At 40.5% G+C, this 15876-nt stretch carries 14 protein-coding genes; all 14 read left to right on the top strand.

The genetic code is table 11. The features are described 5' to 3' along the window. The first annotated feature begins 398 nt into the window (after positions 1-398). The gene (locus HMPREF3249_RS01795; protein ID WP_070867450.1) at positions 399-2519 is read left to right on the top strand and encodes an AAA family ATPase; all 2121 of its coding nucleotides are present in this window, start codon (positions 399-401) and stop codon (positions 2517-2519) included. Between the two features lie 168 nt (positions 2520-2687). Next, complete coding sequence (locus tag HMPREF3249_RS01805; RefSeq protein WP_070867452.1) at positions 2688-4148, top strand: PTS ascorbate transporter subunit IIC; 1461 nt, start codon at positions 2688-2690, stop codon at positions 4146-4148. Between the two features lie 30 nt (positions 4149-4178). After that, positions 4179-4460 (top strand): PTS sugar transporter subunit IIB, encoded by a 282-nt coding sequence (locus tag HMPREF3249_RS01810; protein ID WP_003032305.1) that lies wholly within the window; start codon positions 4179-4181, stop codon positions 4458-4460. 401 nt (positions 4461-4861) lie between these two features. Beyond that, positions 4862-5347 (top strand): PTS sugar transporter subunit IIA, encoded by a 486-nt coding sequence (locus tag HMPREF3249_RS01815; RefSeq protein ID WP_022525964.1) that lies wholly within the window; start codon positions 4862-4864, stop codon positions 5345-5347. 50 nt (positions 5348-5397) lie between these two features. Then, positions 5398-6063, top strand: a complete 666-nt coding sequence (locus HMPREF3249_RS01820; RefSeq protein WP_070867453.1) for a 3-keto-L-gulonate-6-phosphate decarboxylase UlaD — start codon at positions 5398-5400, stop codon at positions 6061-6063. Between the two features lie 3 nt (positions 6064-6066). Beyond that, positions 6067-6927: an L-ribulose-5-phosphate 3-epimerase gene (locus tag HMPREF3249_RS01825; protein ID WP_070867454.1), complete on the top strand. Its 861-nt coding sequence runs from the start codon at positions 6067-6069 to the stop codon at positions 6925-6927. A gap of 1 nt (position 6928) precedes the next feature. Beyond that, complete coding sequence (locus tag HMPREF3249_RS01830) at positions 6929-7630, top strand: L-ribulose-5-phosphate 4-epimerase (RefSeq protein WP_039677616.1); 702 nt, start codon at positions 6929-6931, stop codon at positions 7628-7630. Positions 7631-7826: 196 nt separating this feature from the next. Then, the gene (locus HMPREF3249_RS01835; RefSeq protein WP_070867455.1) at positions 7827-9497 is read left to right on the top strand and encodes a BglG family transcription antiterminator; all 1671 of its coding nucleotides are present in this window, start codon (positions 7827-7829) and stop codon (positions 9495-9497) included. Positions 9498-9658: 161 nt separating this feature from the next. Further along, positions 9659-10750 carry an L-ascorbate 6-phosphate lactonase gene (gene ulaG, locus HMPREF3249_RS01840; RefSeq protein WP_070867456.1) on the top strand — a complete coding sequence of 364 codons (1092 nt, stop codon included), beginning with the start codon at positions 9659-9661 and terminating at the stop codon, positions 10748-10750. A gap of 110 nt (positions 10751-10860) precedes the next feature. Further along, complete coding sequence (gene tkt / locus HMPREF3249_RS01845; RefSeq protein WP_070867457.1) at positions 10861-12837, top strand: transketolase; 1977 nt, start codon at positions 10861-10863, stop codon at positions 12835-12837. A gap of 93 nt (positions 12838-12930) precedes the next feature. Further along, positions 12931-13419 carry a prolyl-tRNA synthetase associated domain-containing protein gene (locus HMPREF3249_RS01850; RefSeq protein WP_003028508.1) on the top strand — a complete coding sequence of 163 codons (489 nt, stop codon included), beginning with the start codon at positions 12931-12933 and terminating at the stop codon, positions 13417-13419. A gap of 102 nt (positions 13420-13521) precedes the next feature. Further along, positions 13522-13857, top strand: coding sequence for a preprotein translocase subunit YajC (yajC, locus tag HMPREF3249_RS01855; RefSeq protein ID WP_049533286.1), 336 nt, complete (start codon positions 13522-13524; stop codon positions 13855-13857). A gap of 343 nt (positions 13858-14200) precedes the next feature. Next, positions 14201-14950 carry an isoprenyl transferase gene (locus HMPREF3249_RS01860; RefSeq protein WP_022526851.1) on the top strand — a complete coding sequence of 250 codons (750 nt, stop codon included), beginning with the start codon at positions 14201-14203 and terminating at the stop codon, positions 14948-14950. A gap of 8 nt (positions 14951-14958) precedes the next feature. Continuing rightward, the gene (locus HMPREF3249_RS01865; protein WP_070867458.1) at positions 14959-15762 is read left to right on the top strand and encodes a phosphatidate cytidylyltransferase; all 804 of its coding nucleotides are present in this window, start codon (positions 14959-14961) and stop codon (positions 15760-15762) included. The last annotated feature ends 114 nt before the right edge of the window (positions 15763-15876 follow it).

Below are 15876 nucleotides of genomic sequence, written 5' to 3' on the forward strand. Positions count from 1 at the left end.
TGATTTTTTTCCCATTGAGATAAAGTGGAAGTCTGATTTAAAAAATTATGTAAAACATAAAATTTTAAACTAGAAAGACTAATATTAAAGTAAAGTCAGTCAGAAAAGAAAAACAAAAATTATGTAAATTCTTTCTAAAAATCTATTGACTTTTTTGTTGTTATAGTATATAATTACATTTGTAAACGGAAAGAAAGCCCGTTACACTCGCTCAAACAAGATGAAATTATTAGCTGTGTTCAGTTAAAGAGATTTCATCTCTATTTTGAGAGAGGATTAAAATTATGTAAAATATTAACTGTCCTTATAAGTATAAATCCAAAAGATAGAGTTACTCACTTTGTCTTATATTTTAAGCGGTTATAAAAATTATGTAAAATAATAAGTGAGGTATAGATATGAACAACAACTTTGATAACATGGATGATCTTTTCAATCAATTGATGGGAAGAATGGGCGGTTTTAATAGTGAAAATCGGCGTTATCTCATCAATGGACGTGAAGTAACACCAGAGGAATTTGCACAATACCGTGCAACGGGGAAACTTCCGAAACAGGCAATGGAGGCTCAAAATCCACAAATGCAAGGGCAAGCGACTGCTCCAAAACAAGATGGCATTTTAGCGAAGTTGGGTCGTAATTTGACAGAGGAAGCGCGTCAAGATATGCTAGATCCCGTCATTGGGCGTAACAAGGAAATTCAAGAAACAGCAGAAATTCTGTCTCGTCGGACGAAAAACAATCCAGTGCTAGTCGGAGATGCTGGAGTTGGTAAGACTGCAGTTGTTGAAGGTTTGGCGCAGGCGATTGTTAATGGTGATGTTCCTGCTGCTATTAAGAATAAAGAAATTATTTCTGTAGATATTTCGGGATTAGAAGCAGGTACACAGTATCGTGGTAGCTTTGAAGAAAATATTCAAAATTTGGTTTCTGAAGTAAAAGAAGCGGGCAATGTTATTCTCTTCTTTGATGAGATTCATCAAATCCTCGGTGCTGGAAGCACAGGTGGAGATAGTGGCTCTAAAGGTTTGGCGGATATTTTGAAACCAGCCCTTTCTCGCGGGGATTTAACGGTAATTGGTGCGACGACGCAAGATGAATACCGCAACACCATTTTGAAAAATGCAGCTCTGGCTCGTCGTTTCAATGAAGTAAAGGTAAATGCTCCTTCTGCAGAAGATACTTATAAGATTTTACAAGGAATTCGTGACTTATACGAAAAACATCACAATGTTATCTTGCCAGATGAAGTGTTAAAAGCGGCTGTGGATTATTCGATTCAATACATTCCGCAACGCAGTTTGCCAGATAAAGCGATTGACCTAGTGGATGTGACAGCGGCTCACTTAGCAGCTCAACATCCTGTTACAGATGTGCATACAGTGGAACGTGAAATTGCAGAGCAAAAGAAAAAGCAAGAAGCTGCGGTTGAAAAAGAAGACTTTGAAACTGCTTTGAATGCCAAGATGCGTATTGAAGAGCTAGAAAAAAAGATTGAAAATCATACGGAAGACATGAAAGTGACTGCAACTGTCAATGATGTAGCCGAATCTGTAGAACGTATGACGGGTATTCCTGTTTCCCAAATGGGGACTAGTGATATTGAACGGTTGAAAGAGATGAATGCGCGATTGAAGACAAAAGTCATTGGACAAAACGAAGCAGTTGAAGCAGTGGCGCGCGCTATTCGTCGGAATCGTGCAGGTTTTGATGAAGGAAATCGTCCGATTGGTAGCTTCCTCTTTGTCGGCCCAACTGGTGTTGGAAAAACAGAGCTAGCGAAGCAATTAGCGCTTGATATGTTTGGTACTAAAGAAGCCATTATCCGTTTGGACATGTCTGAATACTCTGACCGCACGGCTGTGTCGAAGTTGATTGGTACAACAGCTGGTTATGTCGGCTATGATGACAACAGCAATACCTTGACAGAACGTGTTCGTCGGAATCCATACTCAATCATTTTACTAGACGAAATTGAAAAGGCCGATCCGCAAGTCGTCACATTGTTACTACAAGTTTTGGATGATGGTCGTTTGACAGATGGGCAAGGAAATACTGTCAACTTTAAGAATACAGTTATCATCGCAACTTCTAACGCAGGATTTGGCTACGAAAGCTTTACAGGTGACGAAGAAAAAGATATGAAAATTATGGATCGATTGAAACCATACTTCCGTCCAGAATTCTTGAACCGGTTCAATGCGGTTATTGAATTCTCACATCTTGGTAAGGAAGACTTGGCTGAAATTGTAGAATTGATGCTGGCTGAAGTCAACCAAACGCTTGATAAAAAAAGCATCACTCTGACGGTAACGGATGCCGCAAAAGCTTATCTAGCAGAAGAAGGTTATGATGAAGTCATGGGTGTTCGTCCGCTTCGCCGTGTGATTGAACAACAAATTCGTGACAAAGTAACCGACTATCATCTGGATCATTTGGATGTGAAACATCTCTTAGCCGACCTGAAAGATGGTGAATTAGTCATTGAGGAAGCAACAGATAGTCAAGTTGAAAAATAAATTTCATTATTCAAACGCTGAGAAATTTCTCGGCGTTTTTGGCTCCCATATTTTTCACAGTCCAAGAGTGAACAGTTGCTTGTGTAATTCTTGGTCTTTTTGTTACCGCTTACATCTTTTATAATAGACTTAGAAAGAACAAATAAAATAGAAAAAAGGAGAGTTAAAATGAACATCATTTTAAACATTCTGAACTGGTTCTCGCAAAATATTTTGCAGAATCCAGCCTTCTTTGTAGGTCTTTTGGTTCTCATTGGCTATGCGTTATTGAAAAAACCAGCGCATGATGTCTATGCTGGTTTCATCAAAGCGACAGTTGGTTATATGCTGTTGAACGTTGGTGCTGGAGGTTTGGTAACAACTTTCCGTCCGATTTTGGCGGCTTTGAACTTTAAGTTTAAGATTGGTGCGGCGGTTATTGACCCATACTTTGGACTAACAGCGGCAAATACAAAGATTGCAGAAGAATTTCCAAACTTTGTCGGAGCAGCAACAACAGCACTTTTGATTGGTTTTGGTGTCAATATCCTGCTCGTTGCTCTTCGGAAAATTACGAAAGTACGGACGCTGTTCATTACAGGTCATATCATGGTTCAACAAGCAGCGACCGTTTCATTGATGGTTCTTCTCCTTGTTCCTCAATTGCGTAATAGCTGGGGCGTGCTGGCAATCGGTGTCATCTGTGGACTTTACTGGGCAGTCAGCTCTAATATGACAGTAGAAGCAACACAACGTTTAACTGGTGGCGGTGGTTTTGCGATTGGTCACCAACAACAATTTGCGATCTGGTTTGTGGATAAAGTTGCAGGTAAATTTGGTAAGAAGGAAGAAAATCTTGACAACTTGAAACTACCAAAATTCTTGTCTATTTTCCATGATACAGTCGTTGCTTCGGCGACGTTGATGTTGGTTTTCTTTGGAGCCATTCTCTTAATCTTGGGTCCAGATATCATGTCCAATGCAAAAGTTATCACATCAGGTACAGTTTACAATCCTGCTAAGCAAGATTTTTACATGTATATCATTCAAACAGCCTTTACTTTCTCAGTTTATCTCTTTGTCTTGATGCAAGGGGTACGGATGTTTGTAGCAGAATTGACGAATGCCTTCCAAGGTATCTCTAACAAATTACTTCCTGGTTCATTCCCAGCTGTGGACGTTGCGGCTTCTTATGGATTTGGTTCTCCAAACGCGGTGCTTTCAGGATTTGCTTTTGGTTTAATTGGTCAGTTGATTACCATTATGCTCTTAATTATCTTTAAGAATCCAATTCTGATTATCACTGGTTTCGTTCCAGTATTCTTTGATAATGCAGCGATTGCAGTTTATGCAGATAAGCGTGGCGGCTGGAAAGCGGCAGTTATCTTGTCCTTTATTTCAGGTGTATTGCAAGTAGCGCTTGGTGCTCTCTGTGTGGCACTTCTCGGTCTAGCTTCTTACGGTGGTTACCATGGAAATATTGACTTTGAATTCCCTTGGCTTGGTTTTGGTTATCTTTTCAAATATCTTGGCATTGTAGGTTACATTCTTGTTTGTGTATTCTTGCTGATTATTCCGCAGTTGCAATTTGCCAAAGCAAAAGACAAGGAAGCGTACTACCGTGGTGATGTCCAAGCGGAAGAAGAATAAAAATAGATTTAATTAACGGAGGAAAATAATATGGTTAAGGTATTAACAGCATGCGGAAATGGTATGGGTTCATCTATGGTGATTAAGATGAAAGTAGAAAACGCTCTACGTAAACTAGGGCAAACAGATTTTACTGTCAATTCATGCAGTGTGGGCGAAGCTAAAAGTTTAGCTTCTGGTTATGATATTGTCATTGCCTCTCTTCATTTGATTCATGAATTGGACGGACGGACAAATGGTAAATTGATTGGTCTGGATAATCTGATGGACGACAAAGAAATTACTGAAAAATTATCACAAGTATTGGAATGATGCGGTTAGAGGTTCGTCTCAGCCTCGTCGCTTAAGAAATTGATATAGAGGCTGAGCAAAAAGTATTTTATTCTCTATCTCATTTAGTATTAAACGAATGACGCAGTAGGTGATTGGACTCTTCATTCACTTTTCAAGCTCGGAAGAGCACCTTTGAAGAAAACGAAGTTTTCTTCATCTACAATCTTAAACAGCTTGATAAGTGTTTAAGCACCTTTGCGGGGGTGGGACTACGAACTTAAAATTTTCAAGATAAGTTCTGTCCCACTCCCATTCGCTTAAAAGGATGTGTGAAGCTAAAAACGTGGAAAAGCTTGGAATTCGTTGTGCTCGTCAAATAGTACAGAATTTCATGCGCACCACCTGTTTTGAGCTTCCATTTCCAACGAAAGGAAGAAGCAATGAATTTAAAGCAAGCATTGATTGAAAACAAATCCATTCGGTTGGGTCTTTCTGCTTCGACTTGGCAAGAAGCGGTCAAACTTTCTGTTGACCCTTTGATTGAAAGCGGAGCTGTTAAGCCTGAATATTATGATGCAATCATCAAATCCACAGAAGGATATGGTCCTTATTATATTTTGATGCCGGGTATGGCGATGCCACATGCTCGTCCAGAAGCTGGTGTACAAAAAGATGCCTTCTCTTTGGTGACTTTGAAAGAGCCTGTAACTTTCTCAGACGGGAAAGGCGTGAGTGTCTTGTTAGCTCTTGCAGCAACGAGTTCAAAAATTCATACGAGTGTTGCCATTCCACAGATTATTGCCCTCTTTGAATTGGAAAATTCTATTGACCGTTTGCTGGCATGTCAAACAGAAGCAGAAGTTTTAGCCTTAATTGATGAATCAAAAGATAGTCCTTATTTAGAAGGATTGGATTTAGATAGTTAGTAAATGGTTGTGTTTCAATCCATTAGAAAAGAATAGAAAGAGAGAAAATTATGTCAAAACGTCTTCCAAATTTACAAGTTGCACTAGATCATTCAGACTTGCAAGGAGCCATTAAAGCGGCTGTGTCGGTCGGGCATGAAGTAGATGTTATTGAAGCAGGAACAGTTTGCCTCCTGCAAGTCGGCAGTGAGTTGGTAGAAGTGCTGCGTAGTTTATTTCCTGATAAAATCATCGTAGCCGACACTAAATGTGCTGACGCTGGTGGGACAGTTGCTAAAAATAATGCCGTACGCGGTGCGGATTGGATGACCTGCATTTGCTGTGCAACGATTCCAACTATGAAAGCCGCTCTAAAAGCGATTCAAGAAGAACGTGGCAAGCGCGGTGAGATTCAAATTGAACTTTACGGAGACTGGACTTATGAGCAAGCTCAGACTTGGTTGGATGCTGGTATCTCGCAAGCCATTTATCACCAATCACGCGATGCACTTCTTGCTGGTGAAACTTGGGGTGAAAAAGATCTCAATAAAGTTAAGAAATTGATTGAAATGGGCTTCCGTGTGTCTGTGACGGGTGGTTTGAATGTGGACACGCTCAAACTTTTTGAAGGAGTGGATGTCTTTACCTTTATTGCTGGACGTGGCATTACAGAAGCTGAAAATCCAGCAGCAGCTGCGCGTGCTTTCAAAGACGAAATCAAGCGAATCTGGGGGTAAGTCATGGCACGTCCGATTGGAATTTATGAAAAGGCGACGCCGAAGCATTTTTCTTGGCGGGAACGGTTAGAATTTGCTAAGGAAATGGGATTTGACTTTGTGGAAATGTCGGTTGATGAAAGCGATGCTCGGCTGGCACGTCTCACTTGGTCCAAAGAAGAACGTCTAGAACTTATCAAAGCCATCTATGATACAGGTGTGCGGATTCCAAGCATTTGCTTTAGCGGTCATCGGCGCTATCCTTTGGGCTCAAATGATCCTGAGCTAGAAGCAAAATCACTTGAAACGATGAAACAATGTATCGAATTAGCACAGGATTTAGGCGTGCGGGTCATTCAATTAGCCGGCTATGATGTTTATTATGAAGAAAAATCACCCGAAACACGCGCCCGTTTTTTAAAAAATCTACGACGAGCATGTGATTGGGCTGAGCAGGCGCAGGTCATGCTGGCAATTGAAATTATGGATGACCCATTTATCAACAGCATTGAAAAATATCTGGCTGTGGCGAAAGAAATCAATTCGCCTTATCTCTTTGTCTATCCAGATACAGGTAATGTTTCTGCTTGGCATAATGACCTCTGGAGTGAATTTTATCTTGGTCATCAGGCAATTGCTACGTTGCACTTAAAAGATACCTATGCCGTGACAGAGCATTCTAAAGGGCAATTTCGCGATGTACCTTTTGGTGAAGGCTGTGTCAATTGGGAAGAAATGTTTGCCGTTTTGAAGAAAACCAATTACCAAGGTCCGTTTTTGATTGAAATGTGGTCTGAAAATTGTGAAACGGTGGAAGAAACCAAAGCTGCTATCAAAGAAGCGCAAGATTTCCTTTATCCACTCATTGAGAAAGCGGGGTTATGAAATGTTAGTACCAGAATTACGAGAACGTGTCTATAAAGCCAATATGGAACTTCCAGAGCATGGTTTGGTGAAATTTACCTGGGGCAATGTCTCGGCGATTGACCGCGAAAAGGGCTTGATTGCCATTAAACCTTCCGGTGTGGCGTATGAAAATCTATCTCCAGAAAATATGGTTGTGACAGATTTGGATGGCAATATTGTCGAAGGTGATCTCAATCCGTCATCAGATTTGCCGACGCATGTTGAGTTGTACAAAGCATTTCCAGAAGTGGGTGGCATTGTTCATACGCACTCGACAGAAGGCGTGGCTTGGGCGCAGGCGGGTCGCGATATTCCTTGTTATGGTACGACGCATGCTGACACTTTCTACGGTGCTATTCCTTGCGCTCGTGCTTTGACAACTGAAGAAATCAATGGCGAGTATGAAAAAGAAACTGGTAAAGTCATTGTTGAAGAATTTGCCAAGCGTGGCTTAGATCCGCTCGCAGTAGCGGGTGTGACTGTCCGCAACCATGGACCATTTGCTTGGGGCAAGGACGAAAAGTCTGCTGTTTATAATGCAGTTGTCCTTGAAGAAGCTGCTCGTATGGCACGCTATACGGAAGCTATCAATCCAACTGTTGCAGAAGTACCGCAAGATCTCAAAGATAAGCATTACTTGCGGAAACACGGAAAGAACGCTTACTACGGACAGAAAAAGTAATTATGAAAAATCAAGGAGGAGGACGACTACCATGATTGAGAGCAGTCATGATGCCGGTTCCTCGCCTTGCTTTTCTCATTTTGCTATGAAAAAGCGCTAAAAATGACCAAAATAACGAATAAATTCTTTCGATTTCATGTGAATGATGTGTGAAAAGATGTTATAATGGTTTGCAATCCCTTTCAAGGAGTAAATGATGATATTATTGGATCAAACAAGTTGTGATTTACTAAAATACCTCGTTGAGTTGGAAGAGCCAGAAACGATTATGACCATTTCACGGACAACCAGTCAATCGCGGAGGAAAATCTATTATCATTTAGAAAAAATCAATGATGCCTTAGCGGATGCCGGCGAAATCATTAGCAGCCGTCCTAGAGTAGGGATCGTCTTAACCGCACACCAAAAAGAACTCTGCCAAGCGTTATTGGAAGGCGTTGACTCTTATAGCTATGTCATGAGCATGACCGAGCGTATGCAGCTGACTGTGCTTTATATCTGTATTGCTAAGGAGCGTGTGACTATTGAAAAGCTAATGGAATTGACAGAAGTATCCCGCAATACGGTTCTCAATGATTTGAATGAAATCCGCAATCAGTTGGCTTCGGAGCAGTATCAAGTCAATCTCGCTTCCACGAAAGCGCAAGGATATTTTTTAAAATGTCATCCACTCAATAAAATCCAATATGTTCATTCTCTCTTGTATCACATTTTTGTAGAGGGAAATCATAGTTTTGTTACGATTTTAACAAAGAAGATAAGGAATTTTGTTGGTGATGAGATTCTTCTGTCGGATGATTTACAAGACTTTCTTAACCAAAGGGTACAAGATGTAGAGCAAGACTTAGGTAAGAAAATCAATCGCCATGAAATCAAATTTATGTTGCAAGTCTTACCATATCTTCTGTTGAGCTGTCGAAATATGGCTTTAAGTGAGGAAGAACAGGAAGATTTGAAGCGTGAGTTTACCTTGATTCGCAAGCGGATAGAATACCAAGCAGCCAAGAATTTGAATAGTAATTTACAGGCAACATTTGGCTTGCAATTAAATGATATTGAAATTTCTCTCTTAGCCGTTCTTTTGCTTTCTTACCGAAAGGACAGGGATATTCATGCAACCAGTCAAGATTTTGTCCAATTAAAAGAAGCGATTGATGAGTTTATCTGGCGGTTTGAAGTTAGTTCGCACTTTGAAATTGAAAATAAAGAAGATTTGTTGCGAAATTTATTGACGCACTGCAAGGCTTTGCTGTTTCGTAAAACCTACGGCATTCTGTCTAAAAATCCATTGACACGACAGATCAAGGAAAAATATGCAGATTTGTTTGCAGTCACCAAGTCTTGCTCTGTGATTTTGGAGGAAGCATGGCTTATTTCACTAACTGATGATGAAGTTGCTTATCTTGCTCTTCATATGGGTGGATTCTTAAAACATAATCGTGCTGAAAAACAAGATGCCAAACGGATTTATTTAGTCTGTGATGAAGGAGTAGCTGTGCAGAAATTGCTACTCAAACAGTGCTTGTATCATTTACCAAATGAAAATTTAAGTGCTGTTTTTACGACAGAGCAATTCAAAAGCGTCGAAGACATTTTAGATGTGGATTTATTGATTACGACAAATGATGGTTTGGAAACCACTTTGCCAACGATACAGGTTCAGCCCATTTTGGATTACGAGGATGTATTGAATATTACTTCTTTTGTGAAAGATCAAGCTCTTTCTACTAAAGGCGTGCGATTTAGTCAAGATTTAGAACGACTTTTGTCACAATACCTCAAGGATTCAACGCGCACACAAGAGCTGAAAAATAAAATTCAAAAACTTGTCAACGAAGAATTATTATCAACTTCAACGGAAGAATGAAAGAAATAAGATGACTGGCTAGGGATAAAATTCCCGGCTTTTTTAGTTGTGAAAAATAGTCCAATCTTGAACACAGACATGTGCTTTATTTGGTCTTTTTTAATCTATTGAAGGGAGCTATACTAAGAATGTAGAATAAAATATCTTGAGGAGGATAAGCAATGTCAAATGTAAAAGAAATCACAAGAGAATCTTGGATTTTATCCACTTTCCCGGAATGGGGAACATGGCTCAATGAAGAAATTGAAGAAGAAGTTGTACCGGAAGGTAACTTTGCTATGTGGTGGCTAGGAAACTGCGGTGTCTGGATTAAAACCCCTGGCGGTGCTAATGTCGTTATGGATCTCTGGTCCAATCGCGGAAAATCAACCAAAAAGGTCAAAGACATGGTGCGTGGTCACCAAATGGCCAATATGGCAGGTGTACGTAAATTGCAACCAAATCTCCGTGTGCAACCAATGGTGATTGACCCATTTGCGATTAACGAACTGGACTATTACCTTGTTTCTCATTTCCACAGCGACCATATTGACATCAATACTGCTGCAGCTATCGTCAACAATCCGAAATTGAACCATGTGAAATTTGTTGGTCCTTACGAATGTGGTGAAATTTGGAAAAAATGGGGCGTTCCAGAAGAACGCATTATGATTATCAAACCGGGCGAAAGCTTTGAGTTTAAAGATATAAAGGTTACAGCTGTGGAATCCTTTGACCGGACTTGCTTAGTGACACTTCCAGTTGACGGTGCGGATGCTCAAGACGGTGAGTTGAAAGGACTTGCTGTAACTGACGAAGAAATGGCGCGTAAAGCAGTCAACTACGTCTTTGAAACACCGGGCGGTACGATTTATCACGGTGCAGATTCTCACTTCTCAAACTATTTTGCCAAACACGGAAAAGATTTCAATATTGATGTGGCGATTAACAACTACGGTGACAACCCAATCGGTATTCAAGATAAGATGACTTCAATTGATTTGCTTCGTATGGCTGAAAACCTTCGTGCTAAAGTCATTATTCCAGTTCACTACGACATCTGGTCTAATTTCATGGCTTCGACAGATGAGATTCTTGCCCTCTGGAAAATGCGCAAAGAGCGTTTGCAATATCAATTCCATCCATTCATTTGGGAAGTCGGCGGTAAATACACTTATCCGCAAGACAAAGACAGAATTGAATACCACCATCCACGTGGTTTTGATGATTGCTTCGAGCACGATTCAAATATTCAATTTAAGGCTTTACTATAAAAAATTAAGTGGGAATTATCCGTATACATTGCGATATGCGGATAATTTTCATATAATGATAGTGTAGAAAAAATAGCTACTGAAAGGGTAGTATTATAAAGGAGAAGTCAATGTCAAATTTATCTGTCAATGCCATTCGTTTTTTGGGAATTGATGCCATTGAAAAATCAAAGTCTGGGCATCCAGGTGTTGTCATGGGTGCAGCACCGATGGCTTATGACTTGTTTACCAAGCAAATGCGCATCAATCCAGAAATGCCAAATTGGATCAATCGCGATCGTTTTGTCTTATCAGCAGGTCACGGCTCTATGTTGCTCTATGCACTCCTTCACTTGTCTGGCTTTCAAGATGTCACAATGGACGAAATCAAGAACTTCCGTCAATGGGGTTCTAAAACGCCTGGACATCCAGAATTTAGACATACGGCTGGTGTAGATGCGACAACTGGACCCCTCGGTCAAGGAATTTCGATGGCAACTGGTTTTGCGCAAGCAGAACGTTTCCTAGCTGCTAAGTACAACCGTGAAGGCTATACTATCTTTGACCACTATACCTATGTCATCTGTGGTGACGGGGACTTAATGGAAGGCGTGTCTGCTGAAGCGGCTTCTTATGCTGGACTGCAAAAGCTAGATAAGCTCATCGTTCTTTATGATTCAAACGGCATCAATTTGGACGGAGAAACGAAAGATTCCTTTACAGAAAGTGTTCGTGACCGTTACAATGCTTACGGTTGGCACACAGCTTTGGTTAAAGACGGAACAGACTTAGAAGCAATCAATGCGGCGATTGAAGCTGCAAAAGTTTCTGGCAAACCGTCATTGATTGAAGTCAAAACGGTGATTGGTTATGGCTCGCCAAATAAACAAGGGACAAATGCTGTTCATGGAGCGCCTCTTGGTGCAGAAGAGGCAGCGGCTACTCGCAAAGCTCTTGCTTGGGATTACGCACCATTTGAAATTCCAGAAGAAGTCTACGAAGATTATCGGGTCAATGTTGCAGAACGTGGCAAAGCTGCCTATGATGCTTGGGAAAAACTCGTTGAAGAATACAAACAAGCCTATCCTGACTTAGCTGATGAAGTTGCTGCCATTATTGCTGGACAAGATCCAGTTGAGATCAAGCCAGAAGATTTCCCAGTAGTAGAAACAGGTTTCTCACAAGCTACTCGTAATTCTAGCCAAGATGCTTTAAATGCCGCAGCAAAAGTCCTTCCAACATTCCTCGGTGGCTCTGCTGACCTCGCTCATTCTAATATGACTTATATCAAAGAAGACGGTTTGCAAGACGATACCCACCGCCTTAACCGCAATATTCAATTCGGTGTGCGTGAATTTGCTATGGGAACTATTTTGAATGGTATGGCACTTCACGGGGGACTTCGTGTTTATGGTGGTACATTCTTTGTCTTCTCAGACTATGTTAAAGCGGCTGTTCGCTTGTCAGCTCTTCAAGGCTTACCTGTGACCTATGTCTTTACACATGACTCAATCGCAGTTGGTGAAGACGGACCAACTCATGAGCCGATTGAGCATTTGGCTGGACTTCGTGCCATTCCAAACCTCAATGTTTTGCGTCCAGCAGATGCGCGTGAAACACAGGCTGCTTGGTACTTGGCACTGAAGAGTCAATCAACTCCAACAGCTTTGGTTCTCACACGTCAAAACTTGACAGTTGAAGCTGGAACTGACTTTGATAAGGTGGCGAAAGGAGCTTATGTTGTATATGAAACAGCAAATGGTTTTGATACAATTCTTCTGGCATCTGGTTCTGAAGTCAACTTAGCTGTTGCAGCTGCAAAAGAGTTGGAAGCACAAGGGGAGAAAGTTCGCGTTGTCAGCGTACCGTCAACAGACATCTTTGATGCACAAGACGCTGCTTACAAAGAAGAAATTTTACCAAATGCAGTTCGTCGCCGTGTTGCAATCGAAATGGCTGCAACCCAGTCTTGGTACAAATATGTCGGACTTGACGGAGCTGTTATCGGCATTGACAAATTCGGTGCCTCTGCCCCAGCTGCTAAGGTAATGGAAGAGTATGGCTTCACCGTTGCTCATGTCATAGAAGTTGTGAAAAATTTGAAATAGTAATTATCAAGAAAAAGAACCGAGGCTTGCTTCGGTTTTTCTAACTAGAAGTGCTATAATGAAAATAGAAAATTCTATCTCGGAGGTGTGAAGATGACAAAGGAAAGTATGATTTATCATTTATTAGATGAATTGAAAATTTCTTATGTTCGTCTGGATCATGAACCAATTTTTTCCGTTATTGAGGCGGCTGAAAAGGGAGTCGTCTTACCGGGGCAACAGGTCAAAAATCTCTTTTTGAAAAATAAAAAGGGACGTCAATTTTATTTGGTCATTTTGCGGGACGAAAAAACGGCAGATATCAAGCATTTGGCAGAAATCCTTGATGAAAAACGATTATCATTTGCCAATGATAAGGAGCTGGAGGAGCTTTTACAGGTAGAGCCAGGTGCGGTTACACCTTTTGGGTTGCTTTTTGATAAGGAAAAGAAAGTCCAGCTGATTGTGGACGAGGAGGTTGATCCGAACTTGACCGTGGGTTTTCATCCTTTTGTCAATACAACAACGCTCAATATCGCTTATGCGGACTTTTTACGCTTTTTGGAAAAAGCAGAGCATACTGTCAAAAGAATTCGCTGCTAGTCAGGCTTAAGGAGGAATCCTTTTAGAAATTTCAGCCCCTCCTTGTAAATCCTCTAGGAATCTGCTATAGTAGATAATATATGAAATCTAAAGGAGACTAAAATGGGTAACGGTTTTTCAATTTTAATCATGTTGGTTGTGATGATGGGCTTGATGTTCTTCATGCAACGTTCTCAAAAGAAACAAGCAGACAAACGGATGGAAAGCTTGAACAAACTACAAAAAGGATATGAAGTCATTACGATTGGTGGCTTGTATGGTACGGTTGATGAAGTCGATACTGAAAAGAAAACAGTTGTCCTTGATGTAGACGGTGTTTACTTGACATTTGAATTAACAGCTATCAAGACCGTATTACCTCTCACAGAGGGAATTACAGCAGTTGCTGGTGCAGACGGAAGTGTTGATATGTCAGAAGATACAGCTATTGAAGAATAGTAGTGTTTTAAGCTAGAAAAAGGGATTGGAGTTTCTCCAGTTCTTTTTATTTTTGTTTGAAAGGTTTCTTTTACAACTTATAAGAATAATTCTTTTACTACTTTGACGTTGTCAATTAGCTATTTTGACGCCAAAGCTAACCAAGTAACAAATATTCCTTTAGCAGAATAGGAATTTAAAAAAGATAAAGCATTTAATTTTTATCGTAAAATAATGTGAAAAAGAAGTTGGAGCTAAAATTTCTATGTTTCGGCTTCTTTTTTATCTGAAATTTAGCATAAATCCCATTTTTAGAGGATTTATGATATAATGAAATGTAAAACTTTATTAGGAAAACAAGCAGATGTTTAGTTTTAAGAAAAAAGAAAAAATTGAAGTTCCATTACAAATACCGAGACATATCGGTATTATTATGGACGGGAATGGTCGTTGGGCTAAAAAGAGAATGCAGCCGCGCATTTTCGGACACAAGTCTGGAATGGAAGCTTTGCAAAACGTTACCATTGCAGCTAAAGAGTTGGGTGTCCAAGTATTGACGGTTTACGCTTTCTCCACAGAAAATTGGTCGCGTCCTGAAAAAGAAGTCAGCTTTATCATGAACTTGCCGGTTGAATTTTACGACCGTTATGTGCCTGAGTTGCATAGAAATAACGTAAAAATTCAAATGATCGGAGACACAGAACGTCTGCCTAAGGCAACTTATGAGGCACTTTGTAAGGCAGAAGAATTGACACGACTCAATACAGGTCTAATTCTTAATTTTGCTTTAAATTATGGTGGTCGTGCTGAGATTGTTCAGGCGGTTAAAATGATTGCTCAAGATGTGTTAGATGCCAAGTTCAGTCCGGGCGAGATTGATGAAGAGATAATTGCCAATTATCTACAAACCAGCAATCTACCTCGATTATTGCGCGATCCGGATTTGGTCATTCGAACGAGCGGAGAATTGCGTTTGAGTAATTTCTTACCTTGGCAAAGTGCATATAGTGAGCTGTATTTTACAGACATTTTATGGCCGGATTTTGATGAGAAAGCTTTGAAAGCAGCTATTGAAGAATATAGTAAACGAAATCGTCGATTTGGCGGCGTGTAGGAGAATTTATGGATAAGGATTTACAAAGACGTGTTATTTTTGGCGGAGTGGCACTTGCTATCTTCATTCCAGTTTTGATGATAGGAGGCGCTCTTCTGCAAATTGGAATGGGGCTTCTAGCCATGTTGGGTGTTCATGAATTGCTGCAAATGAAAGGGCTGAGAAGTACCACACTAGAAGGTGTCTTAGCCATGTTAGCAGGTTTTGTGCTGACGATTCCACTCGAAAACTATTTGAAATTTTTGCCGGTAGACGGAAATGTTGTGGCCTATAGTTTAGTTGTTTTTCTTCTATTAGGCTCAACTGTTCTAGGGAAAAATTACAGTTTTGAAGATGCGGCTTATCCAATCGCTGCGAGTTTTTACGTGGGAATTGGCTTCAATGCTTTGCTAGATGCACGGGTGGCTGGTTTTGACAAAGTGCTCTTAGCCTTGTTTATCGTCTGGGCAACGGATAGCGGAGCTTACTTGGTCGGACGGAGATATGGCGTACGTCGCTTAGCTCCGCGAGTTTCACCAAATAAAACTGTTGAGGGCAGTCTAGGGGGCATTGCTTCAGCAGTCCTTGTAACATTTGTTTTCATGTTGTTTGATAGAAACGTTGCCGCACCTCATCATATGTTTGTCATGCTTCTTTTCACAGTATTCTTTAGTATTGCAGGACAGTTTGGGGACTTGGTAGAAAGTGCGATTAAGCGCCATTTTGGAGTCAAAGATTCTGGTAAATTTATACCCGGACATGGTGGTGTGTTAGATCGTTTTGACAGCATGCTATTTGTCTTTCCCTTGATGCATTTCTTTGGATTGTTCTAATGAGAAGGATAAAATGAAGTGAGACAGACTAACATGCTTGTTTTATAGTCACTCACAGAAAAATGAAATCTGAGAAGATGACGTAAAGAATCAATATTTCGCAAGAAATTGATT

Source organism: Streptococcus sp. HMSC36C04, assembly GCF_001839535.1.
GTDB classification, from domain to species: domain Bacteria; phylum Bacillota; class Bacilli; order Lactobacillales; family Streptococcaceae; genus Streptococcus; species Streptococcus hominis.

Excerpts from the sequence above, each read along its gene's own strand:
- HMPREF3249_RS01860 (WP_022526851.1), top strand. The coding sequence starts at position 14,201 with ATGTTTAGTTTTAAGAAAAAAGAAAAAATTGAAGTTCCATTACAAATA.
- tkt (WP_070867457.1), top strand. The coding sequence starts at position 10,861 with ATGTCAAATTTATCTGTCAATGCCATTCGTTTTTTGGGAATTGATGCC.
- HMPREF3249_RS01865 (WP_070867458.1), top strand. The coding sequence starts at position 14,959 with ATGGATAAGGATTTACAAAGACGTGTTATTTTTGGCGGAGTGGCACTT.
- HMPREF3249_RS01850 (WP_003028508.1), top strand. The coding sequence starts at position 12,931 with ATGACAAAGGAAAGTATGATTTATCATTTATTAGATGAATTGAAAATT.
- yajC (WP_049533286.1), top strand. The coding sequence starts at position 13,522 with ATGGGTAACGGTTTTTCAATTTTAATCATGTTGGTTGTGATGATGGGC.
- HMPREF3249_RS01795 (WP_070867450.1), top strand. The coding sequence starts at position 399 with ATGAACAACAACTTTGATAACATGGATGATCTTTTCAATCAATTGATG.
- HMPREF3249_RS01835 (WP_070867455.1), top strand. The coding sequence starts at position 7,827 with ATGATATTATTGGATCAAACAAGTTGTGATTTACTAAAATACCTCGTT.
- HMPREF3249_RS01825 (WP_070867454.1), top strand. The coding sequence starts at position 6,067 with ATGGCACGTCCGATTGGAATTTATGAAAAGGCGACGCCGAAGCATTTT.
- ulaG (WP_070867456.1), top strand. The coding sequence starts at position 9,659 with ATGTCAAATGTAAAAGAAATCACAAGAGAATCTTGGATTTTATCCACT.
- HMPREF3249_RS01805 (WP_070867452.1), top strand. The coding sequence starts at position 2,688 with ATGAACATCATTTTAAACATTCTGAACTGGTTCTCGCAAAATATTTTG.
- HMPREF3249_RS01810 (WP_003032305.1), top strand. The coding sequence starts at position 4,179 with ATGGTTAAGGTATTAACAGCATGCGGAAATGGTATGGGTTCATCTATG.
- HMPREF3249_RS01820 (WP_070867453.1), top strand. The coding sequence starts at position 5,398 with ATGTCAAAACGTCTTCCAAATTTACAAGTTGCACTAGATCATTCAGAC.
- HMPREF3249_RS01815 (WP_022525964.1), top strand. The coding sequence starts at position 4,862 with ATGAATTTAAAGCAAGCATTGATTGAAAACAAATCCATTCGGTTGGGT.
- HMPREF3249_RS01830 (WP_039677616.1), top strand. The coding sequence starts at position 6,929 with ATGTTAGTACCAGAATTACGAGAACGTGTCTATAAAGCCAATATGGAA.